The 24,476-nt window shown below is 61.8% G+C and carries 27 protein-coding genes and 1 pseudogene; 21 read left to right on the top strand and 7 right to left on the bottom strand.

The window, feature by feature from the left end; genetic code table 11:
- Positions 1-7: 7 nt before the first annotated feature.
- The 3 genes from fabZ to ACODTA_RS03005 all read left to right on the top strand — a co-directional run bounded on the left by fabZ (position 8) and on the right by ACODTA_RS03005 (position 2,163).
- On the top strand, positions 8-487 hold the full coding sequence (fabZ, locus tag ACODTA_RS03015; RefSeq protein ID WP_489064324.1) for a 3-hydroxyacyl-ACP dehydratase FabZ: 480 nt from the start codon (positions 8-10) through the stop codon (positions 485-487).
- A 132-nt stretch (positions 488-619) separates the two neighbouring features.
- Positions 620-850 (top strand): 50S ribosomal protein L31, encoded by a 231-nt coding sequence (gene rpmE, locus ACODTA_RS03010; RefSeq protein WP_222988485.1) that lies wholly within the window; start codon positions 620-622, stop codon positions 848-850.
- 5 nt (positions 851-855) lie between these two features.
- The gene (locus tag ACODTA_RS03005) at positions 856-2,163 is read left to right on the top strand and encodes a M20/M25/M40 family metallo-hydrolase (RefSeq protein ID WP_489064323.1); all 1,308 of its coding nucleotides are present in this window, start codon (positions 856-858) and stop codon (positions 2,161-2,163) included.
- A gap of 21 nt (positions 2,164-2,184) precedes the next feature.
- Here ACODTA_RS03005 and amaB read toward each other — a convergent pair whose 3' ends face one another.
- Entirely contained in the window at positions 2,185-3,672 is a 1,488-nt protein-coding gene (amaB, locus tag ACODTA_RS03000) for an L-piperidine-6-carboxylate dehydrogenase (protein ID WP_489064322.1), read from the bottom strand.
- 124 nt (positions 3,673-3,796) lie between these two features.
- On the opposite strand from amaB, the gene ACODTA_RS02995 reads away from it, so the two are divergent.
- Entirely contained in the window at positions 3,797-6,331 is a 2,535-nt protein-coding gene (locus tag ACODTA_RS02995; protein ID WP_489064321.1) for a TonB-dependent receptor, read from the top strand.
- Between the two features lie 109 nt (positions 6,332-6,440).
- Here the strand turns inward: ACODTA_RS02995 and ACODTA_RS02990 are convergent, their stop codons facing one another.
- The 3 genes from ACODTA_RS02990 to ACODTA_RS02980 form a co-directional block, all read right to left on the bottom strand.
- Complete coding sequence (locus ACODTA_RS02990; RefSeq protein WP_489064320.1) at positions 6,441-6,620, bottom strand: hypothetical protein; 180 nt, start codon at positions 6,618-6,620, stop codon at positions 6,441-6,443.
- A 112-nt stretch (positions 6,621-6,732) separates the two neighbouring features.
- Entirely contained in the window at positions 6,733-7,269 is a 537-nt protein-coding gene (locus ACODTA_RS02985; protein ID WP_489064319.1) for an AAA family ATPase, read from the bottom strand.
- A gap of 2 nt (positions 7,270-7,271) precedes the next feature.
- Positions 7,272-7,751, bottom strand: coding sequence for an Lrp/AsnC family transcriptional regulator (locus ACODTA_RS02980; RefSeq protein ID WP_489064318.1), 480 nt, complete (start codon positions 7,749-7,751; stop codon positions 7,272-7,274).
- 142 nt (positions 7,752-7,893) lie between these two features.
- On the opposite strand from ACODTA_RS02980, the gene ACODTA_RS02975 reads away from it, so the two are divergent.
- The 13 genes and pseudogenes from ACODTA_RS02975 (at position 7,894) to ACODTA_RS02915 (ending at position 18,305) form a co-directional block, all read left to right on the top strand.
- Positions 7,894-9,075: a cystathionine gamma-synthase family protein gene (locus ACODTA_RS02975; RefSeq protein ID WP_489064317.1), complete on the top strand. Its 1,182-nt coding sequence runs from the start codon at positions 7,894-7,896 to the stop codon at positions 9,073-9,075.
- A gap of 115 nt (positions 9,076-9,190) precedes the next feature.
- A pseudogene (gene ybiA, locus ACODTA_RS02970) lies at positions 9,191-9,739 on the top strand (riboflavin biosynthesis intermediates N-glycosidase).
- 219 nt (positions 9,740-9,958) lie between these two features.
- Entirely contained in the window at positions 9,959-11,140 is a 1,182-nt protein-coding gene (locus ACODTA_RS02965) for a tyrosine-type recombinase/integrase (protein WP_489064316.1), read from the top strand.
- Positions 11,137-11,838, top strand: coding sequence for a hypothetical protein (locus ACODTA_RS02960; RefSeq protein ID WP_489064315.1), 702 nt, complete (start codon positions 11,137-11,139; stop codon positions 11,836-11,838). Before ACODTA_RS02965 ends, ACODTA_RS02960 begins: the two co-directional genes overlap by 4 nt.
- A gap of 98 nt (positions 11,839-11,936) precedes the next feature.
- Positions 11,937-12,104, top strand: a complete 168-nt coding sequence (locus tag ACODTA_RS02955) for a helix-turn-helix domain-containing protein (protein WP_489064314.1) — start codon at positions 11,937-11,939, stop codon at positions 12,102-12,104.
- Positions 12,101-12,400 carry a hypothetical protein gene (locus tag ACODTA_RS02950; protein WP_489064313.1) on the top strand — a complete coding sequence of 100 codons (300 nt, stop codon included), beginning with the start codon at positions 12,101-12,103 and terminating at the stop codon, positions 12,398-12,400. The genes ACODTA_RS02955 and ACODTA_RS02950 overlap by 4 nt, the downstream gene beginning before the upstream one ends.
- 199 nt (positions 12,401-12,599) lie before the next feature.
- Positions 12,600-12,926 (top strand): hypothetical protein, encoded by a 327-nt coding sequence (locus tag ACODTA_RS02945; protein WP_489064312.1) that lies wholly within the window; start codon positions 12,600-12,602, stop codon positions 12,924-12,926.
- Complete coding sequence (locus tag ACODTA_RS02940) at positions 12,919-14,289, top strand: phage/plasmid primase, P4 family (RefSeq protein WP_489064311.1); 1,371 nt, start codon at positions 12,919-12,921, stop codon at positions 14,287-14,289. The genes ACODTA_RS02945 and ACODTA_RS02940 overlap by 8 nt, the downstream gene beginning before the upstream one ends.
- A gap of 138 nt (positions 14,290-14,427) precedes the next feature.
- Entirely contained in the window at positions 14,428-14,628 is a 201-nt protein-coding gene (locus tag ACODTA_RS02935; RefSeq protein WP_489064310.1) for a hypothetical protein, read from the top strand.
- Positions 14,615-15,220 carry an HGGxSTG domain-containing protein gene (locus tag ACODTA_RS02930; RefSeq protein WP_489064309.1) on the top strand — a complete coding sequence of 202 codons (606 nt, stop codon included), beginning with the start codon at positions 14,615-14,617 and terminating at the stop codon, positions 15,218-15,220. Before ACODTA_RS02935 ends, ACODTA_RS02930 begins: the two co-directional genes overlap by 14 nt.
- Positions 15,221-15,709: 489 nt before the next feature.
- A complete protein-coding gene (locus ACODTA_RS02925; RefSeq protein ID WP_489064308.1) occupies positions 15,710-16,249 on the top strand; it encodes a hypothetical protein in 540 nt (179 codons plus the stop codon).
- A 110-nt stretch (positions 16,250-16,359) separates the two neighbouring features.
- Positions 16,360-17,340 (top strand): DUF2213 domain-containing protein, encoded by a 981-nt coding sequence (locus ACODTA_RS02920; protein WP_489064307.1) that lies wholly within the window; start codon positions 16,360-16,362, stop codon positions 17,338-17,340.
- Between the two features lie 44 nt (positions 17,341-17,384).
- Positions 17,385-18,305 (top strand): hypothetical protein, encoded by a 921-nt coding sequence (locus ACODTA_RS02915; protein WP_489064306.1) that lies wholly within the window; start codon positions 17,385-17,387, stop codon positions 18,303-18,305.
- Here the strand turns inward: ACODTA_RS02915 and ACODTA_RS02910 are convergent.
- Positions 18,302-18,679 carry a hypothetical protein gene (locus tag ACODTA_RS02910; protein WP_489064305.1) on the bottom strand — a complete coding sequence of 126 codons (378 nt, stop codon included), beginning with the start codon at positions 18,677-18,679 and terminating at the stop codon, positions 18,302-18,304. The genes ACODTA_RS02915 and ACODTA_RS02910 overlap by 4 nt on opposite strands.
- A gap of 17 nt (positions 18,680-18,696) precedes the next feature.
- Here ACODTA_RS02910 and ACODTA_RS02905 point away from each other — a divergent pair, with 17 nt between their 5' ends.
- The 4 genes from ACODTA_RS02905 (at position 18,697) to ACODTA_RS02890 (ending at position 23,214) form a co-directional block, all read left to right on the top strand.
- Positions 18,697-19,188: an HK97-gp10 family putative phage morphogenesis protein gene (locus tag ACODTA_RS02905; RefSeq protein ID WP_489064304.1), complete on the top strand. Its 492-nt coding sequence runs from the start codon at positions 18,697-18,699 to the stop codon at positions 19,186-19,188.
- Position 19,189: 1 nt separating this feature from the next.
- Positions 19,190-21,982 carry a tape measure protein gene (locus ACODTA_RS02900; protein ID WP_489064303.1) on the top strand — a complete coding sequence of 931 codons (2,793 nt, stop codon included), beginning with the start codon at positions 19,190-19,192 and terminating at the stop codon, positions 21,980-21,982.
- Complete coding sequence (locus ACODTA_RS02895; protein WP_489064302.1) at positions 21,979-22,254, top strand: hypothetical protein; 276 nt, start codon at positions 21,979-21,981, stop codon at positions 22,252-22,254. The genes ACODTA_RS02900 and ACODTA_RS02895 overlap by 4 nt, the downstream gene beginning before the upstream one ends.
- Positions 22,255-22,563: 309 nt before the next feature.
- Positions 22,564-23,214, top strand: coding sequence for a hypothetical protein (locus tag ACODTA_RS02890; RefSeq protein WP_489064301.1), 651 nt, complete (start codon positions 22,564-22,566; stop codon positions 23,212-23,214).
- Positions 23,215-23,302: 88 nt separating this feature from the next.
- Here the strand turns inward: ACODTA_RS02890 and ACODTA_RS02885 are convergent, their stop codons facing one another.
- Both ACODTA_RS02885 and ACODTA_RS02880 read right to left on the bottom strand, forming a co-directional pair.
- Positions 23,303-23,773, bottom strand: a complete 471-nt coding sequence (locus tag ACODTA_RS02885) for a hypothetical protein (RefSeq protein WP_489064300.1) — start codon at positions 23,771-23,773, stop codon at positions 23,303-23,305.
- Between the two features lie 169 nt (positions 23,774-23,942).
- Positions 23,943-24,239 carry a hypothetical protein gene (locus ACODTA_RS02880; protein WP_489064299.1) on the bottom strand — a complete coding sequence of 99 codons (297 nt, stop codon included), beginning with the start codon at positions 24,237-24,239 and terminating at the stop codon, positions 23,943-23,945.
- Between the last annotated feature and the right edge of the window lie 237 nt (positions 24,240-24,476).

Here is a 24,476-nt window from a genome sequence, read left to right as displayed (position 1 = left end):
CGGCTCGATGAGCGAGGACACAACGCAAAGGCCCGCCATCGGCCCGCTGGACGTCCGGCGGGTGATGGCGGCGCTGCCGCATCGTTATCCGCTGTTACTGGTCGACCGCGTCGAGGAGATCATTCCCGACCGGTCGATCCGTGCGATCAAGGCGGTGACGATCAACGAGCAGTTCTTCCAGGGCCATTTCCCCGGCCGGCCGATCATGCCCGGCGTGCTCGTGGTCGAGGCGCTGGCGCAAGCTGCCGGCGTGCTCGCCGTGGAATCGCTGGGGCTCAGCGGTTCGGGCAAGCTTGTGTATTTCATGAGCATAGACGGGGTGAAGTTCCGCAAGCCGGTCGAACCCGGCATATTGCTGAGCCTCCAGGTCGAATTCATCCAGAAGCGTTCGCGCGTCTGCAAATTCGCGGGCAAGGCGCTGATCGACGGTGAGCTGGCGGCGGAATGCGAATTCACCGCGATGATCGCGGATCCGCCGCAGGATTGATCGGCGACCCGCCGCAGGGCAAGGCGATTCGTACCGGATATCATTGAAGGTTGAATGCAGGGGCATTCTGGCCTAAGGCCGCGCCTTCGCATCCCCGGCTGGTCGGAAACCAGCCAATTTCGGAGCTTAAACGTGAAAAAAGACGTCCATCCCGACTATCACATGATCAAGGTGCAGATGACCGACGGCACCGTGTTCGAAACCCGCTCCACCTGGGGCAAGGAAGGCGACACGATGCAGTTGGACATCGATCCGCTGGCGCACCCGGCTTGGACCGGTGGTCGCGGCCAGATGCTCGACACCGGTGGCCAGGTAGCACGCTTCAACAAGCGTTTCGGCGGCCTCACGCTCGGCAAGAAGTGATCGGGGTGCGCGGCCGGACTTTTCGAGCCGCGCTCCGCATCGCATCAATCTTCGCGCTCGTCGCCCCCGTGGCGGCGGGCGCGCAGTCGCGTGTGCCGGCGGACCGCACTATCGCCTCGCTGCGCGCGATGCCGGCCTGGAAGCAGGCCATGGCAACGCTGGATCGCGATCATGATCGTTTCGTCGAAGAGATCATCGAGCTGACGCAGATCCCGGCGCCGCCCTTCGGCGAAGCCAAACGTGGTGAGGTCGTCCGCGAGAAGTTCGCGGCGATTGGCCTGAGCGAGATCGAAACCGATACCGTCGGCAACGTCATCGCGGTGCGGCGCGGCACTGGCCCGGCGGGCGGCAAGGTCGTCGTCATCTCCGCGCACCTCGATACTGTCTTTCCCGGCGGCACGGACGTGACGGTGAAGCGCGAAGGCACCAAGCTTTCGGCGCCGGGGATCGGCGACGATACGCGCGGCGTCGCGGCGCTGCTCGCTTATGCGCGCGTGCTCGATGCGGCCAAGGTTCGGACGAAGCACGATATCGTCTTCCTGGCTTCGGTGGGTGAGGAGGGCCCTGGCGATCTGCGCGGCGTCCGACATTTCTTCACCAAGGGATCCTACAAGGATCGCGCCGCCGCCTTCTTCTCGCTCGATGGCCTCAACCCCGCGCGCATCGTCAACGGTGCGGTCGGATCGAAGCGCTATCGGGTTACGTTCAAGGGGCCTGGCGGCCATAGTTTCGGTGCGTTCGGCCTGGTCAATCCGATGGCCGCCATGGCGAAGACGGTGACCGATCTGTATGAGATCGTGTCCCCTGCGCATCCCAAGACGACGTATGCCGCAGCGGTCACGGGCGGTGGCACCTCGGTCAATTCCATCCCGGATTCGGTATTCATGGAATTCGACATGCGCTCCGAAAGCCCGGTCGAACTCGATGGGCTGGAAAAGAAGTTGCTCACGATCATCGACAAGGCCGTGGCGGGCGAGAATGCGGCACGTTCCACACGTGAAGGTGTGGTCAGCGCCGACAAGAAGAAGATCGGCGACCGGCCGGCCGGCACGACGCCCGCCGACGCCCAGATCGCGCTGCTGACCGCGGCGGCGATCAAGTCGCAAGGCTTCACACCTGAGTTCAACGCCTCCTCCACCGATGCGAACATCCCGATCAGCCTGGGCATTCCGGCTCTGACGATCGGCTCGGGCGGGAAGGGCGGTCGCGCCCATGCTCCCGACGAATATATCGACGTCGAGAAGGGGGAGAGCGTCAAGGGGCTGGCTGTCGGCTTGTTGGCCCTACTGGCGGTTGCGGAGGCGCAGCGCTGAGCGCCGCGCCCAAATGATGCTTCAGATATCGAATTTGACGCCCTGAGCGAGGGGAAGCGCGCCGGACCAGTTCACCGTGCTTGTCTGGCGGCGCATATAGGCTTTCCAGCTATCCGAGCCCGACTCCCGGCCACCGCCCGTTTCCTTCTCTCCGCCGAACGCGCCGCCGATCTCCGCACCCGAGGTGCCGATATTGACATTGGCGATGCCGCAATCGCTGCCGGCGGCTGAAACGAACCGTTCGGCCTCGCGCATGTCCGTAGTGAAGATGCTCGACGAAAGTCCCTGGGGCACCGCGTTTTGCAGCGCGATCGCCTCCTCCAGCGTGTCATACGCGAATACATAGAGGATCGGCGCGAAGGTTTCTTCCAGCGCCGGCCCGGCGTGATCAGGCATGGCGACCACAGCCGGGCGCACATAAAGCCCGTCGATCACGTCGCCGCCGCTCACCACGCTACCGATTGCGCGCGCGGCCTGAAGCGCGGCCTGCATGCCCTGCAGCGCGGCATCGTCGATCAGCGGCCCGACCAGATTGGCGGGCTCACGCGGATCGCCGATCGTGATCGACAACGCCGCCGCACGCATTCGCTCCAGGAAGGCGTCGTGGATCGAACGATGCAGGAACAGCCTGCGCAGCGAGGTGCAACGCTGCCCAGCCGTCCCCATGAAACCGAAGGCGGAGGCGCGTAGCGCGAGATCTTGATCGGCGGCGGGCGTTACGATCGATGCGTTGTTGCCGCCCAGTTCGAGCAACGTGCGGGCAAAGCGTTTCGCGGCGCGCTCCGCCACGATCCGGCCCATGCGTGTGCTACCAGTGGCTGAGACCAGCGCAATCCCCGGATGATCGACCAATGCCGCGCCGATTTCCGCACCGCCGGTGACGATCCCGATCAGTCCTGCGGGCGCATCGCCGAACCGCTCCAGCGCCCGTGCCGCAAGCGCCATTGTCGCGAGCGCGGTGAGCGGGGTCTTCTCGGAGGGCTTCCAGATCACTGGGTCGCCGCAGACGAGCGCCAGCGCCGTATTCCAGGCCCAAACCGCGACCGGGAAGTTGAAGGCCGTGATGATCGCGACAGGCCCCAGCGGATGCCAGGTTTCGCTCATCCGGTGCCCGGGCCGCTCGCTGGCGATGGTGAGTCCGTATAGTTGGCGTGACAGACCGACCGCGAAATCACAGATATCGATCATCTCCTGGACCTCGCCGAGCCCTTCGGACAGCGGCTTGCCGCATTCGAGCGTGACCAGCCGGCCGAGCGCATCCTTGTGGGACCGCAATTCCTCGCCGAGCAGCCGGACCAGCTCGCCGCGGCGGGGGCCGGGAATCTCGCGCCAGATACCGAAAGCCGTCTCTGCCTCCGCGACCCGGGCTTCAGCATCCGCGACGCTCGAATCAGGCACATGTCCAATGATCGCGCCATCGATCGGCGATCGGACGGGGCGGCCCTCATTCGAACGCGTCACGCCGAGGGCATCAAGCAGTGTGGCGGCGTCCTGCGCGGTGGACTGCATATGGGCTCCTGATGGTTGGATGGGCAGCGGGTCGCGCCTCTTATCCGTTATCGCGTATCGGCGTCACGTCTCTTTCACAGTTGGGCCTTAGCGGCGGTGCGAGGTTCCAAAAGGGGAAATGCGTATGTCCGTCCGCTCCTTCGCGCTTGCCGCGACCAGCCTGATCGCCCTGGCGACGCCCGCCGCCCATGCGCAGAACGCCTCCGAATCGGCGGAGCGCGATGAGATCGTGGTGACCGCGCAGCTTCGCGAACAGGATCCGATCGACGTGCCGATCGCGCTCAGCGTCTTCGGGGGCGAGCAGCTTGATCGCATGGGTATCGAGGAATTTGACGAGTTCTCGCGTTTCGTTCCCGGTTTCGAAGTGCAGAACCAGTCGCCCAACAATCCCGGCTTCGTGATGCGCGGCATCACGTCGGACAGCGGCAGCGCATTCAATGAACCGCGCGTGTCAGTCTTTCAGGATGGTGTCTCGATCTCCAAGTCGCGTGGATCCTATGTCGAACTCTTCGATATGGAGCGGATCGAAGTGGCCAAGGGTCCTCAATCGACGCTTTACGGACGAGGCGCACTGATCGGTGCGGTTAATTTGATCCAGAACAAGGCCGATCCGCGCGCCTGGGAGGTTGCCGGCAAGGCCTCTTATGGCAATTACGACGCATGGATGCTCGACGGCATGGCCAATATGCCGCTCGGCGACAGTGCCGCGTTCCGCGTCTCCGGCCGCATTCGCCAGCGCGACGGCTATATAGAGAATTTGTTGGGGGGCCGCGATTTCAACTCCGCCGACACATGGGCGGTGCGCGGTGCCTTCCATGCCGATCTCGGCGATGTTTCGGTCGATGTGATCGGCAATTACCAGAAGGACAACCCAGCCGGCACCGCGTTCAAATCAATCGCCTATCGCCCGACCGATCCGGTGACGGGGGCGGTGATCGGCGATGCGGGCCGCAACAGCGGTGCGGCGCTGGCGCCGGGCGCGGGTTTCGAGGGCGGCTCGCCGCTCGGCCTCGATCGCAAGGTCTGGGGCGTGACGGGCATCCTCAACTGGAAGCTGAGCGACCGTTTCAAGCTGACCTCCATCACCGCCTATCGCCGCTTTTCTGCTTTGGAGATCTTCGATGCGGACGGCATCTCACTGCCGGTGCTGACCGCTGCGGAGGATGCGCGCGGCCGACAGACCAGCCAGGAATTGCGTCTGACCTTCGAGGATGGCCCGATCACCGCCTTTGTCGGCGCCAATTATTTTCATGAATCCGGATCGCAGCGCACGCCCAGCCAGTTCGACGAGCGCGCCGTGCTCGCGCGCCTGACCGGCCAACTCGCAGGACCGATCCCGGGGCGTCCGGTGACCGATCCGATGCCGGCGAGCCTGCTCGCGAACACCGCATTCACCGGCGCGCTGCTCCAGGGCGTCGCGCAGAGCTATGGCGTCGCGCTTGCGGCACCGCAGGCCCAGGCGATCGCGGCGAACCTGAAGGCCGCGCACGGTGAAACAGTCACCAATTTCTCGCGTACCAATGCCTTCGATCTGTTCGGCGACGTGACGATCCGGCTTTCCGACAGTTTCGAGCTCGGCGCCGGCGCGCGTTACAGCCACGACGACAAGCGAAGTCGCCTGGCAGCGTCGGCACTGAATGGCCGATCTATCCTGGGCGGTTTTATCGGTGCGCTCGGCCAGCCGGCAGCCGTGCGGACCGCGCTGCTCCAGGCGCTGGCGGTGCCCGGCGCGGCCAATATCCCGCCGTCGACAGCTTATCCGGTGCCGCTGTTCGGTCTGGGACTACAGCCCACAACGGGCAACGGTGCGGTCGAGGCAGCGGATCTAAACGACGGCGGCCTGACATGGCGCCTCACGGCGCGCTACATTCCCAATGCGGATACCAGCATCTACGCGACTTACGCGCGCGGCCGCCGCCCCGAGGTGCTTTCGGCGAGCGCCCCGTCCGCACCTTTCGCCGCCACGCGCTTCGACCTGCTCGAATCGGAGACCGTCGACAGCTTCGAACTGGGCGCAAAAACCGCACTGGCCGATCGCACGATCTTCCTCGACGGCGCGATCTTCTATTATCAATATGACAACTTCCAGACCACGGTGCAGCAGGGCACCCAGTTCATCACGACCAATGCCGGCAAGGCCGAAAGCTACGGCTTCGAAGGCCAACTGCGTTGGGTCCCCGACGACGCGATCAGCGTGTTCGCGAACTATGCGTACAACCATAGCCGCTTCAAGACGGGCGTACGCGATGGCAATCGCTTCCGCCTGTCCCCGGATCATTCGGCGTCAATCGGTGCGGTTCTGTCCCTACCTGCCGGGCCGGGCCGAATCATGCTCACGCCCAGCCTGAGCTGGCAGTCCAGAGTCTTCTTCGATGATGACAATGATCGGCCGGCGCTCCAGCAGCCACCTGCCGCGCTCGTTGCCGACAATATCCAGGACGAGTTTCAGAAGGGCTACGCGCTGGTCAACGCGCGGATCGGCTATGAGGCCGCCGACGGTGCGTGGCGTGTCGAGGCGTTTGTCGAGAACGCGTTCGACAGGAAATATATCAAGGATGCCGGCAACACCGGCGATGCGCTGGGTCTGCCGACCTTCATCGCCGGGGAGCCGCGCTTCTATGGCATCAGCGCCAGTTTCCGCTTTGGCGGGCGGCGCTGATCGGTGCGCCGCTTGAGCTGAATGCGTTCGGGCCGGAAACGGCGAAGTGCTGTCGATCCTTCGACGCTCCCGGCCCGAACGGCACGATCCATATGCCGGGCCGGTTGGCTCAATCGGCGATATGGTCGATCACGATCTTCCTGATGGCTTCCTGGCGGGTCAGGCCTCCGGGCTGGCGCATGATCCAGTCGTCGAGTGCGTCGAGCAGCGTGTCATCGACGCGCAAACCGATCATCGTCTTGCCGGCGGTTCGTTCGGGCCTGGGCCAGCCCACGGCGGTATGCTTCATTTCTACATCCTCACAGCCGGAGCATGAGACGCATCTCCGGCCGGGACCGCTTGGCACGCAATTGTTACGAAAGCTGTGATCTGTCGCACAGCATCGTGATATTTTCCCGCATTCAGCGGCGCAGGACTTCCAGGATATGATCGGCGCGATCTTTCACGCTTACCTTGGGTAGCGTCATGACGTCATAACCGAGCAGCGCATAGGCCACGCATAGCCGCTCATATTCATCGATGGCGGCCGACAGCCGGTGTTGTCGTTCGGGATCGGTCTCATAGATTTCCGGCCAGGGCGGCGCCATGAACACGCACCGATGATAGGGATGCGCGCGGCAGAGCGCTTCCAGTACAGGCTCGCCGACGGCATGTTGGAGTGCGGCCGCCGCATCGACCAAGCCGCGATCGAAGAAGACCCATCCTTTCGTGGCGATGGCCGCCTTTCTATCCGCAAGCGCCATCTCTATCGCGCACCGTGCGAAGGCCACCATATCCACCCACGGAAGCGCGGCACCATCGCCAGCCTGTTCCTGATGGACGATGCGTCGGCCTGGTTCCTCGACCACGGCATGGCCGCGCTGGTGCAATTCGGCGAGCAGCGTCGATTTGCCGCCGCCCGAGCAGCCCGAAATGAGGACAAACCGCTCTGTAACCATGCTTATCGATCGCTCAGGAAATCGATGCGACCGCTGCCGTCATTCTTCACTTCCTTCAGCACAACCATCGATTCGACGCGTTTGACGATCGGCATCGCGGTGAAATGACGTTCGAGCAGGCGGTCGTATTGATCCATGGATTCCAGATTGAACTGGACGAAATAGTCGCAGCCGCCCGCAACGAAATGGCAATGGGCTACCTGAGGTAGCGCAGTCATCGCCCGGCGGAAGGCATCATGGCCATCGGGCGTGTCGCGCTCCAACGTGACCAGTGCGATCACCTTCAGGCGCGGCCCCAGGATTTCTGGATTGATCACCGAGACATCGGCGATGATCACGCCGTCGCGGCGCAATGCTTCGATACGGCGCCGGCATGATGAAGGTGAGACCGTCGCTAGATCGGCGATCTCCGCATAAGTAAGCTGGTTATTCTGTTGAAGAATATCGAGAATCTTTCGATCGATACGATCAAGAGCTTTCAAGGCGGCCTCCTGCCTCGACCAAATTAGCCGAATTATGGCTCAAGATAGACCAAAAAAGCCAGGGGGTGATCAATTTTGACCGCATCCGGCGTGGCTCGCCGCTTATTTCTCACTGATGCCAAGCGCGCAATTGGAGGTTGGAATGAGTCTGGAGACGTGCAAGCCGGGAACGATCGCGGCCTGGGGTGGGGAAGAAATGCCGCTGGCCTTTGGAGCGGCGCAGGTACCGATCGTCCAGAGTGCCCCCTTCGCGTATCCCGATATCGATAGCTGGCTCGACGTGGCCCTGCTGCGCGCCGACGGCCATATCTATAGCCGCAACACCAATCCCACGGTTGACGTGTTCGAGGAAAAGATCCGGCTGCTCGAATTGGGGGAGGCGGCAACCTCCTTCGCCAGCGGCATGGCTGCGATTTCAAACACGCTGTTCACCTTCGCGCGGCCAGGGGATCGGATCGTTTCGATCTCTGACAGCTATGGCGGCACATCGAAGCTTTTCCTGGAATTCCTGCCGCAGATGGGCGTCGAGGTGGAGCTGGTCGAAACCGGCGATGGTGATGCGCTCGACGCTGCGATCGCGCGCGGGTGCAAGATCGTCTATCTTGAGACTCCGACCAACCCGACGCTCAAGATCATCGATCTGGAACGCGCCATCGCCTCGGCCAAGCGGGCAGGGGCGATCTCGATCGTCGACAACACTTTCGCGACGCCGATCAACCAGAACCCGATCCTTCTGGGTGCCGATCTGGTTGTGCACAGCGCCACCAAATTCCTGGGCGGCCATGACGATGCGATGGGCGGAGCGCTTGTCGGCGGCGCCGAATTGGTCCGTCAGGTCTATCATTACCGCGAGATCACCGGCGGCAATCTTGGCGCGTTCCAGGCCTATTTGCTGTTGCGCGGCATGAAGACGCTGGAATTGCGCGTGGCGCGGCAGAACGAGACAGCGCTCGCCATGGCGCGCTTTCTGGACGAGCACCCGAAGGTGGAGCAGGTCTTTTACCCTGGTCTCGAAAGCCATCCGGCGCATGACATCGCGGCGCGTCAGATGCGGGGCTTTGGCGGCGTATTAAGCTTTTCGGTCGGCGATGATTTCGACGCGACGAAACGCTTCCTCAATGCCCTGAAGCTCGTGCATCGCGCCGCAAGCCTGGGGTCGGTCAACACGCTTGCCGGCCCGCCCTGTACGACGAGCCATGTCGAATGCAGCGCGGAGGAACGTGCCCAGCTTGGGATACCCGAAACCCTGGTCCGCTATTCCTGTGGTATCGAGGCATTCGAGGATCTGCGCAACGACGTGGCGGCGGCGCTCGATCGCGTCTAGGTCCGGGGCGCCAGATGCCAGAGCCAGGGTGGGGCCGCCCACCCTGGCGATCTCTCATCGATTCTGCTGGACCGGTTCTTGACGGTAGCAGGGCTGTTTTCCGTATGGCTGCTTGATGACCTACGATCGAACATGGCTTGAGGCCAAGTACCTGGCGAATCCAGACGTCGACTATCTCTTCTTCTGGGGGCATCGGCCTGCCAAGGACGGGGATATAGCCGCATCCTGCTTCAGCCAATGGTGGCCTGCCGATTTCACGATCGACGGCCTAACCTATCCGACTGCCGAATACTGGATGATGGCCGGGAAAGCCCGGCTGTTTGGCGATGATCAAACCGCACGCCAGGTCATTGCCACGCCCAGCCCGAAGTAGGTGAAAGATCTCGGCAGGCAGGTGAAGGGCTTTGTTGAAGCGGACTGGGACCGAGCAAAGCGCCGGATCGTCACCGAAGGCAATCTGGCGAAATTCGCGCAGAATGGCAGATTGCGGAATTTCCTGTTTTCCACCGGAGACAGGATATTGGTGGAAGCAAGCCCGGTGGACAAGATCTGGGGCATCGGACTGGCAGCCGATGATGAGAAAGCGCGTAATCCGCTGGAATGGCGCGGGGAAAATCTGCTCGGTTTTGCCCTGATGGACGTTCGCGACAACCTGAGAGCTTGAGCGGCCTTCCCCCAAAGACGGGAACTGGCGGACGGGGTGTCCGCTGCTCCGCCATCCAAATTTGTCTAAGGGCATAAAATTCACTCACGATAATCTGCCGATTATCCCTTTTTGTTCTCTAATGTTGACTAGTGCTGTCTAACCGTATCTAACAATCTATGTGGGGAAAACGGTTGGAGTAATATCGCGATGGGACGGCGGCGCGCGAAGCCTGCGACGGTGGCGGAAGTCAATGCAATGCGCTCGCCTGGCCGCCATTCGGTCGGTGAGAGCCTTATCCTGAACGTGTCGCCAAGCGGCGCGCGCTCTTGGTTGGCCCGGATCCGTGATGCGTCTGGAAGGCGTCGGGACATCGGACTTGGCCCGTATGCGGATGTGCCGCTCGCGGAAGCGCGCGAGAAAGCTCGAAAGCTACGCAACGCCGGCAGGGATGGAGAGGCCATCCTTACCCGATCTGAGCGGCGACAGGCGATGCGCACGATACCATCCTTCAAGGATGCAGCCGATCGCATTCATAAGCGGGATGAGGGCGACTGGCGGAACCCGAAGCACGCGGACCAATGGATCAACACCTTGCGGACCTATGCCTTCCCCAAGCTCGGTAGCATGCCAGTGGATATGATCAATGAGACGCACGTGATCGAGGCATTAGAGCCGATCTGGAAGGCAAAGCCCGAAACGGCACGCCGCGTACGTCAGCGCATTCTCAAGGTAGTCGATTGGGCGCACGGCATGAAGTACCGCGGAACTCAGCTCAACGCCAAGAGCATCACCGATACGCTAGGTGCCCAGCCAAAGAGCAAGGGGAATTTCGCTGCCCTGCCTTACGTCAAGGTGCCCGCCCTGACCCAGCAATTGGCGGCGGCGGACTCAATTGGCCGGATGGCGCTTCACTTCCTCATCCTGACTGCCTCGCGATCGGGAGAGGTTAGAGGTGCTGCATGGACGGAATTCGACCTCAAGGCAAAGCTCTGGACCATCCCAGGAGATCGAATGAAAGCAGGGAAAGAGCACGTCGTGCCGCTCAGCGATGCCGCTGTCGCTGTGATCGAGCGAGCAAAGGAAATCGCCGCCCATGAGACGCTGGTATTCCCCGGTCTAAAAGACAAGCCGATGTCCGATGCCACGATGGCTAAGGCGCTGGCGGTCTCTGGTGTAAAGGCCGAGGATGGCACCGTTCATGGCATGCGCAGCGCTTTCCGCGATTGGGTCAGCGAGGAAACCCATTTCCCCAGCGATGTTGCCGAGGCCGCCCTTGCCCATGTCGTAAAGAACAAAGTGGAAGCGGCGTATCGGCGCGGCAAGCTGCTTGCGAAACGCCGGGAGATGATGGAGGCGTGGTCGAATTACTGCGCGGGGAAAGGTGCCGACGTCCTCCAATTGAGGGGGGCGGCGGCATGAACGATCCGTGGTTTTCGATTGCCAGCGTGGAGCCGTTCGCGCGCCCAAAGCTCATTAGGATGCTCCGTGACGGCCTTCTCTTCGCTCGGGCGCGAAAATACTTGGAGGATCGCTACAGCGCGGAGGTGATTGCCCAGATCACCGCCGAGCATATCCGTGCATATCACGCGCAAGGGAGCATCCTGCCCAGCCCTGACCAGGCGAAGGATCTTGAGGCATTTATTGCGGCCGCTCCGACCACCCGTTTCGAATATGCCAATCATCCCATTGAGCCTTCGACTTGGTTTCTCATCGAACAAGATCCGACGATCTGGGACGATGCCTCGTGGGTCAAAAAGCAATCAGATGGGAAATTCGGCATCTATCTGATAGGCATTGAATTCCAATTTGGCGACTTTGAAATCCTGCGTGAAGCCTGGGTGCCGCGATCCGGGGGAGCAGTACCAGCGCCTCAACCTTCGAGACCTCGCGGTCGCCGGCGGGTCTATGATCGTGACAGCTTCGTCGCCCATGCTATCGACCGTCTGGATTACCACGGCGGCATCATGCCAGCGGATTTCAGCCGTACGGATCTTGAGAATGAGTTGTTGCAGTGGTGCTCGGATCAGCGCTGGCCGAAGATACCGGAACGGACTTGGGTTCAAGAGCGATTGGCGGAAGCGGAGGCGGAATACCAGTCCACAAAATCCGCTAATTGACTTCGCGGCATTAACGGCAATCCCGGACGACTTCTAACCCCGGTGAAGGCCATCAACATTCCATCAACGCGGCTCTGGCCGCAACGATGGAGTGATCGATGGAGCCCGTAACAACCACGGTTAAAAATGCTGCGGCAGCGCTCGGCGTCTGCCCTGCTACCATTTATAACTGGATGAGAGACGAGCGAATTGAGACCGTCCGCGTCGGCGGTCGCCGCCTCGTCAAGATCGACAGCATCCGCCGCCTCGTTGGCGAAGCGGCATGAGGTTGCCCGGAAAGCGAAAGGGGCGGCCCTGGCAGACCGCCCCGAAATCAGCGCCGACCAAAGCCCTGACCCGGATTTCATACCCCAAAGACCCGCTGCCTGCAAATGGCGAGACGGTGATCAAAATTGATTCCGGCCCGTTCGGGGATGGCTTCGACGTGACGGTACGGCCGGAGCCGGAAGGCGAAAGTCTCGACGCGCATTTCCCAAATCACAATGAAGCTCGCGGCTGGGCCGGCGGACTCCGCCTCTGTCATGGCTGGCGCATTCTCGATCTTACAGGGGGTGCCGAATGACCGCTCCCGTGCAAAAAATTCCCATTCGCTGCTGGCTTGTGGAGCGACTCGCCGACGGCTCGTGGTTTGGACGGACTAGCGGCCGCGTGCCCCTGCCATCCGCTAGGACTGAAGCTGGACCCTTCAAGCAGGTCATGCGCGCGGTGCAGGATCCGGCAATCCGGCAGGGACTTCCGATCGTGGTTCGGAGGGTTGCGCCGTGACCACTCAACCAGTCGATCATGCTCGTTATGAAAATGCCCTCGACACGTTCGTTGGGGTGGCCGAGCCGATCGAGACGCGCAATCACCGCATATCGATCTTGAGGGCTCGGGATTGGGCCGCGCGCAAGATATCGAATCCGCGCGCCGTCCACCCGGATGCCCTCGACGTCTACAGGGTGTTGCACAGCCATGCCGCGCGCTGGTGCTTCGCATGGCCGAACGGACCCGATGAGCGAGGCTGTATCGCTGAAGCTGCAATAACCTGCCGGCGTCTCGGCATCGTCGCGGGCACCCTCAATCGTCTTGGGTGGGAACATGGATAGCGCCCGCGATCCGTGGCCGACTGTCCCGCTGGGCGGCGCTCACGCGCCCCGCGATCCCAATATACTGCCGTTCCGATCGCCGGAGTTCGACTTATCGGAGAACACGGCAGCGCTCGCATTTTCGCGGAAGTTCTGCGACCGTCTCCGGTACGATCACCATGTCGGTAAGTGGTTCGAATTCGTCGGCACCCATTGGCGCCGCGACGAGACCGCGCGCGCATTCCATTATGCACGGGAAATCGCCGCCGAGCTGACTCCCAAGGCTAGCGTCCGCTCCGCGTTCGCCGCCGGGGCGGAGAGGTTCGCGCGGGCCGATCCGACACATGCCGTCACATCCGAGATATGGGATGCTGACAACTTCCTGTTGGGCACGCCGGGCGGAACGGTCGATCTCCGAACCGGTGGAATGCGTGAACCTTTGCCGAACGATTTTATCACCCGGCAGGCCGCAATAGCGCCGGCGCCAGGCAAGCCCGCTCGCTGGCTCCAATTCATGGACGAGGCCACGGGTGGCGATGCCGAATTGATCCGGTTTCTCCAGCAGATTCTTGGGTACGCGCTGACGGGCGACACCCGCGAACACGCGCTGTTTTTTATCTATGGCGTCGGCAAGAACGGCAAATCCGTCTTCTTGAATACCGCGAGCCATATCCTTGGTGACTATGCCACGACCGCGGCGATGGAAACCTTCACCGCATCGAAGGGGGATCGCCATCCTACTGAACTTGCGCGGCTCCAAGGTGCACGCCTCGTGTCCGCGTCAGAGACCGAAGATGGACGTAAATGGGCGGAAGCGAGGATCAAGCAACTGACCGGCGGCGATCCGATTGCCGCACGGTATATGCGGCAGGATTTCTTTGAATTTGTTCCGAAGTTCAAACTGCTGATCGTCGGCAATCACCATCCAGCCCTCAACAATGTGGACGTTGCGACCAGGCGCCGGATCAACATCATTCCGTTTGAGCACGTCCCACCGAAGCCTGACATGCTCTTGGAGGACAAGCTGCGCGCAGAATGGCCGCAGATCCTTACGTGGATGATTGAGGGCTGCATGGACTGGCAGCGCAATGGCCTAGTTCGCCCCAGTGCCGTCACGGCAGCGACCGATGCGTACTTCAACGATCAAGATGTGCTTGGCCAATGGATCGCCGAGCGCTGTGAACTGGCGCGCGACAAGTTCGAGCTGCCGGCAGCTCTGTTCCGCGATTGGTCGGAATATGCCCGAGCGAATGGCGAGGATCCGAGCACGGCCAAGGCCTTCGGCTCAAGTCTCGAAAAGCGCGGGTTTCAGCGCAAAAAGTCGAACGGCCTCAGAACCTATCGCGGGATCAGCCTGCGCTCGACGGGAGGGCGAGATGCCTAAGCAGGGTCACGTAGGGTCACGTAGGGCGCATTATTCTGCTGAACACTCGCCCGCGCGCGTGAGCGGTAACGGGAAAACGTGTCCAATGCGTCCCTACGCGTCCCTGTCCACATCCAGCATGTCGGGGAGGGGGAGCTGATGTCCTCGCACATGGCGCAGGAAGTGCTGCGCGCTGTCTTGCTGACATTGCAACGCCACATTGATGCGGCGGATCTTTTGCCCGTGATCGATCACGAACGCCAATTCCTGGCGAGCCTGATTGACGGGCCTTCACGCGATGAACGCCAGGATGCGGACCAATCGGAACCCCATGGGAGACTGGTAAATGTTGGCGCCTGATAGCGAAGGTGAGTTGGCCAGTGACGCGCGCGCGCCTGTCATGGGCTCCCGACGCAGGCCGTCAACGGCGTCAACGCCCGCGCTTCGAAAAGAGTTGAGGGAATTCTATCAACGGTGCAGCGATGTCAGGACGGCGAACGCGGCGATTGAGGCTTTCGCCGCCGGCCGGGTTAGCCAAGGCTTGCCGCCAGCTCGGGCGCGCCTCATCCCGCTTCCGACGCTCCCGAAGCATCTAGCGTCACTCCAATGCGGCGCCAGGACACGAGCCGGGACGCCGTGTGCCATGCTCAGCATCTACGCGAACGGTCGTTGCAAGATGCATGGCGGCCTGAGCACAGGGCCCAAGAGCGAAGAGGGCCGAGCGAAATCGCGCGCGAACCTTGCGCGTCGTTGGAACCCCATGCGGCCCCAACAAATCCTAACACCGGACGCATCGCCCGCGCACGTGCACGCACCCGTAAGTCATGGGGTTCCGATCGAGGACAACGCTGATCGTGGCGCCGACAGTTGCAGCAGCAATTCCGGCAGCCGCACTGACCAGCCCCTTTTGGCGCGCGCCAGTCTCCTATTCGCGGAGCTGTACGGTGAATGATCCTATTTCGGGAGCAGTACGCGCGCGCCCGCGCGCCCATCATGGAGTTCCGGGGCGGCGTGTTTGCGCAACACATCGCGCGCGTGCGCGAGGCGTAGCGATATCGCTACGCACGCACATCGTCAGTCGCGGTGCATTGTTCTCAACATTCAGCACGTGGGGCGCTTATGCCTAAGCGGAACCCCAGTTACGGCATGCTCAAGCCCATTCGGCCCCTACCGTTGGATTTTCGGGAAAGGTTCATTGAACTCGGATGGGAGGGGATAGAGTGGCACTATCATGCCCATGCACGGACGATCGCGCGCTGGATCGAAGAGGCAGGCGGTGATGAGTTGCGTCATGCCCGTTCCGAAATTTCGGGATTCCAACCCCGCCCGCAACGGCGTTCGCGTCGGTACACCAACAGGCAGATCGTGACACCACCCAGGGAACGCATGGCATCGCCTGGTGGGCCTAACAGTGGGGATGCGATCAAAGGAAGGCGAAGCAATGGCTAATAATCAGCAGAAATCAAAGCCTACTGGCGGACGTACCCTCCGCCGCGAGGCTCCCAGCCTACATCCGGCAATCGAGTTTCCCGAGGGGCAATATCAGTTTTATCTCAGACCGGAGTGGATTGCGGCGCTGGAGTTCGGAACCGGCCGGACGCTGAGTGAGATCTTCAGGGCGATCGGCTTGGCCCAATTCAATGACGATCATTCGGAAATGCCGGGCATAGATCCGGTTGATATCGTCCGCAGAGCATTTCTAGCCGGCATCGTTGATTCTTGGGACGGCGCCCGGAGGCTTCTCACCGATGATCGAGAGGCGTTCATTGCCAGGCACATCGCGGGCAACCCATCCCAGGCGCGACTTGTGGCTTTGGCGATCCTCCAAGGCTGGGTTGACGTTCTGCCCGCGCTCCAAGAGCGGGGGGAAATGCTTGAAAGGGCTCGCCCCGTCCGACCCTATCAGGGCGTTGTATCGGTTCAGGAGAGCGAGCGGCGTAGGTTGCTGCGCGCAGGCGCGCAGATCGCCGGCACTGGCTAAGTTAAACTTAGGCCGTTGACCTGGAACTGATGGCGGTAACTGAACCGGCCGATGGCGAATAATCATTGCCCAATCCGCTCCCGCACTCGGAGCCGACCAAGAGGCAGGCAATGAAAATCACGCTTCAGGACCGAGCCCCGCTTACAAAGGTCCGCCGCCTCGCTGATGGTCGACTTGCCGCCACCGCCCGCTTTGCCCGATCTGGCATCTACACCTACGCGGGATATGAGGTCGGGCGGCCTGACCTCAAAACCGTCAATGTCTATCGAGATCCAGGCCAGGTGTTTGACGAGGCTGCCATGGCCAGCTTCGCCCACAAGGCTATCACGCTCGATCATCCGAGCCAGCCTGTTTCGGCGCAGAACTGGTCCAAGTTGTCGGTAGGCTACACCGAAGGGCGCGTTGCCCGTGATGGTGAGTACATCGAAATTCCTCTGATGCTAGCCGATGGGTCCGCCGTGTCTGCATACGAGAGCGGACAGGCACGTGAACTGAGCGCCGGCTATACCTGTGATCTTCTCTGGCAAGATGGCGTGGCGCCCGACGGCACCCGCTATCAGGCAGTACAGCGCCAAATCCGCGGAAATCACATCGCCCTTGTCGCCGCCGGCCGTGCGGGAACTGAATGCCGCATTGGAGATAATAGGGGGCGGCATGGCCCCGAACCGAAAACGATCGACGAAGCCTTGCGCGCGCGCTTTGCGTCACTAGCGAAGACGCAAGGTATCGGGGTTGATGAGCTGCTGAAAAGCATGTCTCAAGCCGATATCGAGAAAGCCGCCGCCGAAGTCGCAGCCGAGTTCATACAAACGGTTGCCGGACAGGGCGTGAGCGCAGCTCTTAGTGGGCAGGACGCCACATTCCAGTTTCGCGCGGACGCGCACATATCAGCGCTACGGATGCGATCTGACGCGTTCCGAGCGGCGGCGCGTGAGCACGCAGCATCCGTCAACGCTGGCGCCCGCGACGCCGCGCGCGCGGATCAGCATGTGCCGCAGCGATCAACGTCCGCAACCGTGCGGCAGCCGGAGAGATCCGGCACAACTTCAAACGAAGAGATGCGGAACTACGCCCGCGACCACCGATACTGACCGTTTTCAACGCTCCCGCACTCGGAGCCGACAAAGGAATGATCATGGCAAAGCCTTTCGATGAACGTTTTCGCGCGATGATGGGGTCAACGCCTAGGGCCGCTGATGTCGAAGCGCTTATCGAAGAAGCGGTTCAGCAGCGGAGCCAGGCAGAGGCTTTCCGCGTGGCGGCACTCGAACAAGCCACCGATCCCATGACGCTGGCCGCAGAGGCGCGCGAGGCAAGGTCTACTGCTGACAGCCTATCTTTCACGATCGAGCGCCTAGACGGTCAGATCGCTCGATTGCGCGATCGATTCAAGGAGCTGACGGAAACCGCGCAGGCACAATCTCGCGCGGCGGAATATCGGTCGTTCGCGCAGGAGAATAGCGAACTTGCCGCTGAGATCGCAGAGGTTTACCCTCGCGTGTTGGCCGAACTGGTCTGCCTTCTTGGCAGGATCGAAGCCCACGAAGCTCGCCTTCCACATATCAACGCCAATCGACCAGGCGGCGGCGCCGCGCTCCAAAGTCCGGAGATGATCGCCCGCGGATACGGCGGCAATGGACTTTGGAATAATTGCACTCCGGTTCTCCGCATCACGAAGCTGAAGCTGCCGAGTATGGATGGCCCGAACATGGCTTGGCCGGTCGATCTCCGCTCAGCACAGCTCAAGGCCTTGGACGATGCGGAGCGCCAGCGCGCCGTAGCTTACGACGACGAAAAGCAGCGGAAGCTAAAGGCGATGCAGGACAGGCTTGCCTCGCGGAAACGCTATCAGGTGCGAGCCGCCGAAACCGGCGCCGCCTTCATCCCGAATGGCATCCTGATCGAACACGCCACTGGCAGCTCATGGCTTGCGAAGGAAATCGACACTTTCCACTTGTTCGATGACCAGGTGGAGGCTCTTCGCGCGCGCGGCCTTACGGTTGAGCCATCTTCTGACGAGCCGGGGTTGCCGGTTGCCTTCCAAGTCAATTTCTAATGGCCGAAGATCAAGAATCCGAGCGTTGCCCCGGCAGTCATGGGCCGGGGGGGCCTGCGGGCGATGCCTGCAGCAGTCGCGACGGCACCAAAGTTTGCGGTCCCCTTGGTGCCGTCGTGACTGAACTTCTGAAATCGGAAGGCGAGCTTCGGTCTGCGACGCACTATGCCATGCTCAAGGCCGGGTTTAACCGAGTGGAAATCGATGCGCTGGCCGCTCTGCCCTTGAATGGTGATGGCACCGTGAACGAGGAGCGATGCACTGTGCTCCAGCGGGCGTGCATGAATGTCGTCGCCTTCCATCTCGCGAACCCAGATGTCACGGCGTCCGGTTAAGAGGATGGCGGAGATCCTGTCCTCCGATTGTGGAGCCATTCCCAAGCATTTCCGCCGTGGCGATCAAAGCCGCTCGCGCCATCCCCACCATCCCGCCCACAGCGGGCGGCAATCCGCGCGTCATGACCGTTAAGGGCACTCAGCGGCTACTCAAGCGCCTTCGCAGTCTCAGCAGGCTTGAGGCGGATCGCGCCGTTTCCCAGGGCCTGTTCGCGGCCGGGCATCTTGTCGAAGTGGATGCCGCGCTTTCGATCACAGAGGGCGCCGTCAGCGGCAAGCAGCACGTCCCCTCGCGGCCGGGTGAAGCGCCAAACGAAGACACAAGCCTTCTCTCGCGCAACATCAACACGATCCAAGCCTCACGGAGTGAAGTGCGCGTGGTTTCGGCTGCGCCTTATTCGTTGGAACTGGAGCTGGGGACATCGAAAATGGCCGCACGCCCGTTCATGCGCCCAGCGCTCCAGCGCAATCGAAAGAAGGCGGTCGTGACCTTCCGCCGCAGTCTTAGCGCCGGCATCCGCCGCGCACTCAAAGCAAGAGGAAGCTGACATGGCGTTGACCGTGGATGAGCTGGATATCGTCATTCGGGGCAAGTTCGATGAGGTCGAGCGCAATCTAAGCAGGCTTCAGCGCGAGGCCGGCAGGAACCTTACTGCGATCGAGCGGCAGACTGATCGCCTAGAGCGCTCTATCGCAGCTAACAGCTCCCAGATTACGAGTTCGCTCAAGCAGATGGCCGGAGCGTTCGGCACCTATCTCGGCGCCACCCGGATCATGGAACTTGCCGATGGCTATACTCGCTTCACCAACCAACTGAAGGTGGCCGGCGTTGAGGGCGCCAACCTCGCCGGCGTTCAAAATGATCTATTCGCGATCGCCCAGAAGTATGGCGTGCAGCTCGAATCGATCGGCACATTGTACGGACGCACCGCCTCCTCCGCCAAAGAACTGAACCTGAGCCAGGCACAGCAGTATAAGATCGTGGAGGCGGTATCAGCTTCCCTGAAGATTTCCGGTCAGACCGCCACGGAGGCCGCTGGAGCACTTCTGCAGCTTTCCCAGGTGCTCGGCGGCACGACCGTTCAGGCCGAAGAATATAACAGCCTGATCGACGGTGCGCGGCCGCTATTGCAGGCTGTCGCGGCCGGCAGCGATAAATGGGGCGGCTCGGTCGCGAAGCTGACTCGGGACGTGAAGGCCGGCAAGGTCCAGGTCACAGAGTTTGTGCAGGCATTGCTTAAGGGCGCGGACAGCGCGATCGTAAAGGCCGACAAAGCGACGCTCACGCTTTCCGGTTCGTTCACGATCCTGAACAATGCGCTTGGCCGGTACATCGGCGAGACCGATCAGTCGCTCAGTGCGACCGAGCGAATTTCGCAGGGCATCATGGTGCTCGCGGACAACATCGATACCGTGGCCACGGCGCTGGCGGTTGTCGCGACATTGCTGGCGGGTCGTTTCACCGCGAGCATGCTGGCGGCGGCAGGGTCGAGCACGATAGCGCGCAATGCGCTTTTCGCACTCCAGGCGCGCGCGGGTGGCGCAGCTACGTCGATGGAAGCGCTTTCTTTCGCGAGCGCAGGTGCGGGTCGGGCAATGCTGGCAGCCTTCGGTGGCCCGGTGGGCCTCGCGATCACCGCGATTATCGCTGCAATCGCGCTGGCCGGATCCGAGGCCGAGAACACCCGCGATAAGATGAGGGAGTTGAGCGAGGCAGCCGGTGATATGGCCGGGGGATTCGAACGCCTCTATGACGAGGCGAAAAAGGCCCGCATCGCCCATGAGGCGCTGGCCAAGTCTCAGGACAAGGGCGCGGAGCGTTCGAAGAACCTTGAGGAACGAACGAACCGCTTGGCCGCCGCGCTCAAGACCATGGGCCTTACCGCTCAGTGGGCCACGCTTCAGGCGGCGCGCGCCAATCTCAACCAGGCGCGCGATCGGTTCATCACGGCCCGCGAAAATGAGCGTTGGGCTGAGACTATGCCCTTCAGCCTTCCATTTGGCTTTGCGGCGCGAAAGTATGCGCGCAATGAGCGGGCCGCCGCCGAAGACCATTTGCGCGATGCCACTGCGGCGACGCTCGCAGCAGCCGGCGCCGTCACCGAAGGGCTTAATGGGCCCAAAGAAGACGAGGACGGTCCAAAGACCGACAGGCCACCCAGCAAGAGCAAGCCCGCCAGCGGGCCGAGCGCGGCGGAGATCGAGGAGCGCTTCAAAAGCGAATTGTCGCGCCTCCACACCGAACGGCTACAGGCCGAGCTTGGGCTTGCGGACAACGCAGCCGATCGATTGAAGATCACCGGTGAGCTTCTTGACGAGGAGTATCGCCAGCGCTCAGCCGAAATCCAGGCCGAGAAACACTATTCCGCCGAGCAAAGAAAGGCCCGCCAGGCCGAGCTTAATCGGCTCTACGGACGCGACGATAACGGTGACATCCGAACCGATAGCCCGATCCAGAAGGCCGCCACTCGCGAATTCGACAAGCAATCGGCCGAAGAGGATCGTGTCCGCGCGGACGCAACGGCCAGCATCGAACGTGACATTCTGCGGTCGTCGCTGGATCTAGCCGACAGCCGGGAGGAAAGGCATGAGATCGAGCGTAAATTGCTGGACAATGCCTACGAGGCCGAGCGCCGCGCACTCCAGGCTCAGGAAGCTGATCGCACGATCGACAAGGCAAAGCGCGACGAGGCGACCATTCGGCTAAAGCGGCTCGACGAGTTGAAGGCGCGCGATAACGAACGGCTGGACCGCGAATACGAGGGCCCGCTCCAAAGCTATCTTCGTTCCATTCCGAAGACGGCCGCCGACATCAACCGCGAGTTGGAAGAAATCGCCGTTGGCGGCCTCCGCAGCGTTGAAGACGGCTTTGCCCGCGCCGCCACGAAGGCCCTTGGCCTCAAGGGCGCCATCGGATCAATCGTTCAGGAATTGATCAAACTGGCACTGAAGAAGCATGTGATCGATGCGCTCTTTGGACTGCTGGGGCTCGGCACGAAGGCCGCATCGTCCGGGGGTTCGGGCTCGGACGGCGCGCGCGCCTTCGGCGGCCCTGTCTCTGCCGGTGGATCGTATCTCGTCGGCGAGAACGGGCCTGAGATCCTGCGCATGGGGAACCAGGCGGGCGTCGTAATCCCGAACCATCAGATTGCTGCGCAGGGGCGCTCCACGACGATCATCCAGAACTTCACCCTCGACGCCCGCGGAGGAATCACCACGCCGCAGCTTCTCGCTCAAGTGAACAATACCATCATGCAGGCAACCACGGCGTCCGGCGTCGCCAGTGTCGGAGAAGCGCAGCGCCAGATATTCAAGAGGGCAAGTAGGAGACTTCCAGGGTGAGCGGTCAATTATCGATGGAAGAGGTGTTGCTGAACATCCACTCGGAGTTGGTGGCTCAGCGCATGCTGGCCATGTACCTGGCGGGGATAATCCACGGCTCGGATATCATGAGCTTCGAGGAGATGGCAGCCGGTCTGGAGAACATCCCCTCCGATCCGCAAGTCCGCAGCAAGCTCCGGGACATGGCCTCGTGCCTGCGGGGCGGCTCCGAAGCGCTCGCATCCGGGAAGAGTGTCGGACGCAGCCACCTCAGGATCGTGGAGGCAGATTAGGAGGGCGGGGTGCCGCATCCCCCGGTAGGAGACTGAGAATGCAAAATACGACAAGCTATTTTCGCGCGCGAAAGGGTACCTGATGGCAAAAGCAATTCGCACCGTCGGGACGGTCGTGGGAATCGCGGTCGCAGTTTTCGGCGCTGTCACAATGCAGCCCACCATCACGGCGCTCGGTATGAAGATCATGGCGTGGGCTCCGACCCCCGCCGCCACACTTGATCTGACGAAAACTCATCCGACGGGGAGTTCGCCATGACAGTCATAAACGCCGTTCGGCAGGGCCGATGCGCGTACCTGATAACCGATATGGCGGCGACCGATCAGGCGACCGGCGAATTGCTCGCCGTCGATAGCAAGTTTGTCGTCGGTCATGATTTCCCGTGGGGCATGGCGGCGATGGGGAATGCCGATCCGCACGCGATCCTCTATCAGATATCGTTGCACGCGCCGCGCAATGCGCGCGCGATGCTTGCATGCCTGCCCCGGGTAATGGCCGCACTCGTCGCCGAGGCGGCCGCAACCGGCTTCAACAGCTTCGTCTGCGCTATTTTCATGGCGATGTGGTCCAAGCAGGATGCCGAGCCCGTGCTTGCGATCATAGATTCGGATGGCTCGATATTCGGGGCGTTCATTCCCCCGATGTCCGTGGCCACCATCAATTCGCACGTCTCAGGCGGGGGCCCGGGGGGCATATCGCCGGAGGAGGTTCGCGAGCGGTGGCCCAACCTCAACGACCCGGCGCAATTCGACGTCGAACGCGATGGCGTCGATATGGTTGCCTTGCAGCGCGCGCGGCTCAGATGGTCTCCGGTGGAAGGCGCGGCAGTTGCGCACCGCTCCGGCGGGGGCGTCCAGCTACTGCGCGTGGGCAAGCGCGGATATTCGATCAAGACCTTGCACACATGGCCGGAGGATCGCGTTGGCGAACTGATCCGGCCCGATACCGATGCATCATGACCGCGATGACGGACATAACATCCGCCGATGATGGGCGATCAGTGGCGGATTTCAGAGGGCATACGCGTTTCACACATATCTTTTCCCACTATTGTGACCACCCATCTCGCTGCTTCTGCGCATGGGCGACGGCATCGGAAAGCCTGCTGTAGCGATGACCGGCATAGACGTATTCTTCGCCATCCCGCGAAATGCCGTGGCGCACCATAAGGGTATCATCGTCCTCGCCGGACCCAGCCGGTTCGGCAACGCTCGCTTCCGCTGGCGGCGCATCCTCCGTAACCTGGCTGGAATAGATCGCGCTGGCGATTTCGGCGGGTGAGGGGGCGCCAAGCGTCTCCGCAAGGTTTCCTGCACAGTGCGCAATCACGCCGGCGATGAACATCGCCATTCCGGCCTGAGCGATCAGCAACTGGAGTTGTTGGAGTTGAAGATTGACGATCCGCTCGGGAAGTCCGCTGGCGGTCGAATAGCTCGGCACAGACGGGTCGAAGGCGAACATCGCCCACAGGGCCAACAAGAACCCTGCGCTCCACATAAGCCAACCGATTGTTTTCATGGCTACCCCCCATTTATAGGGAGGCTAGCACGGTCGGTGGCTGACGGGGAAGGGTGGGCTATTGGTGCTTTGTCGGAAAGCCGCTATATCGCCCGACAGCGCCCCGGTGTCTTGGACGTGGAGCGGTCGCGGGTCGAAAGACATGCTGCCCCGGGGGCATTTCTCGACGCTACGCCCCCCGACGCGCGCGTTTCGCAGCATTGGCGAAATTGTTCTCCATGGCCTTGACGGCCTCCGACCACACAGCGTCGACATAGTCGCCAATGTCGCGCGTTGCGTTCTGCTGGCTGGCGAAGAGCGCCCGCCGCATCATCTCCACACCTTCTTCTGGATCTTCGGCCATTTGCGCGCCTGCTTGGGCCATCAGCCCGACTATGATCCGCTCCAGTGCGACGATGCGCCCCTGCAAGGCGATCAGCATATCGCCTTCGTCGGAAACTTCACCCCTCTCGTCGGAAACGCTCATTAGACGGCCTTTCGTTATGCCTTAGAAAGCCCCGCCCGGATCAACTGCCTGATTGCCTCACCTCGCGAACTAACCCTGTTCGCAAATCGCCAGTCGTCGATCGCCTTTACCTCATCCGCGGTCATCATGACGGGAATACGCTGGTCCTTAGGGCTCTTGCTGTCTGCCATATGGGCACGTTAACCCAATTGCGCCACTGGCACAACTTGAGTTGACACCGTGGTTAATGTGGCACAA

Source organism: Sphingomonas sp. FG14 (assembly GCF_057809675.1).
Note: the sequence above shows the minus strand (reverse complement) of the source record. Positions and strands in the feature narration are given on the sequence as shown.

Bases quoted from the DNA above. Each gene is read 5' to 3' on its own strand.
- fabZ (WP_489064324.1), top strand. From the start codon at position 8: ATGAGCGAGGACACAACGCAAAGGCCCGCCATCGGCCCGCTGGACGTC.
- amaB (WP_489064322.1), bottom strand. From the start codon at position 3,672: ATGCAGTCCACCGCGCAGGACGCCGCCACACTGCTTGATGCCCTCGGC.
- ACODTA_RS02995 (WP_489064321.1), top strand. From the start codon at position 3,797: ATGTCCGTCCGCTCCTTCGCGCTTGCCGCGACCAGCCTGATCGCCCTG.
- ACODTA_RS02990 (WP_489064320.1), bottom strand. From the start codon at position 6,620: ATGAAGCATACCGCCGTGGGCTGGCCCAGGCCCGAACGAACCGCCGGC.
- ACODTA_RS02985 (WP_489064319.1), bottom strand. From the start codon at position 7,269: ATGGTTACAGAGCGGTTTGTCCTCATTTCGGGCTGCTCGGGCGGCGGC.
- ACODTA_RS02975 (WP_489064317.1), top strand. From the start codon at position 7,894: ATGAGTCTGGAGACGTGCAAGCCGGGAACGATCGCGGCCTGGGGTGGG.
- ACODTA_RS02960 (WP_489064315.1), top strand. From the start codon at position 11,137: ATGAACGATCCGTGGTTTTCGATTGCCAGCGTGGAGCCGTTCGCGCGC.
- ACODTA_RS02955 (WP_489064314.1), top strand. From the start codon at position 11,937: ATGGAGCCCGTAACAACCACGGTTAAAAATGCTGCGGCAGCGCTCGGC.
- ACODTA_RS02950 (WP_489064313.1), top strand. From the start codon at position 12,101: ATGAGGTTGCCCGGAAAGCGAAAGGGGCGGCCCTGGCAGACCGCCCCG.
- ACODTA_RS02940 (WP_489064311.1), top strand. From the start codon at position 12,919: ATGGATAGCGCCCGCGATCCGTGGCCGACTGTCCCGCTGGGCGGCGCT.
- ACODTA_RS02935 (WP_489064310.1), top strand. From the start codon at position 14,428: ATGTCCTCGCACATGGCGCAGGAAGTGCTGCGCGCTGTCTTGCTGACA.
- ACODTA_RS02930 (WP_489064309.1), top strand. From the start codon at position 14,615: ATGTTGGCGCCTGATAGCGAAGGTGAGTTGGCCAGTGACGCGCGCGCG.
- ACODTA_RS02925 (WP_489064308.1), top strand. From the start codon at position 15,710: ATGGCTAATAATCAGCAGAAATCAAAGCCTACTGGCGGACGTACCCTC.
- ACODTA_RS02920 (WP_489064307.1), top strand. From the start codon at position 16,360: ATGAAAATCACGCTTCAGGACCGAGCCCCGCTTACAAAGGTCCGCCGC.
- ACODTA_RS02915 (WP_489064306.1), top strand. From the start codon at position 17,385: ATGGCAAAGCCTTTCGATGAACGTTTTCGCGCGATGATGGGGTCAACG.
- ACODTA_RS02910 (WP_489064305.1), bottom strand. From the start codon at position 18,679: ATGGCTCCACAATCGGAGGACAGGATCTCCGCCATCCTCTTAACCGGA.
- ACODTA_RS02900 (WP_489064303.1), top strand. From the start codon at position 19,190: ATGGCGTTGACCGTGGATGAGCTGGATATCGTCATTCGGGGCAAGTTC.
- ACODTA_RS02890 (WP_489064301.1), top strand. From the start codon at position 22,564: ATGGCGGCGACCGATCAGGCGACCGGCGAATTGCTCGCCGTCGATAGC.
- ACODTA_RS02885 (WP_489064300.1), bottom strand. From the start codon at position 23,773: ATGAAAACAATCGGTTGGCTTATGTGGAGCGCAGGGTTCTTGTTGGCC.
- ACODTA_RS02880 (WP_489064299.1), bottom strand. From the start codon at position 24,239: ATGAGCGTTTCCGACGAGAGGGGTGAAGTTTCCGACGAAGGCGATATG.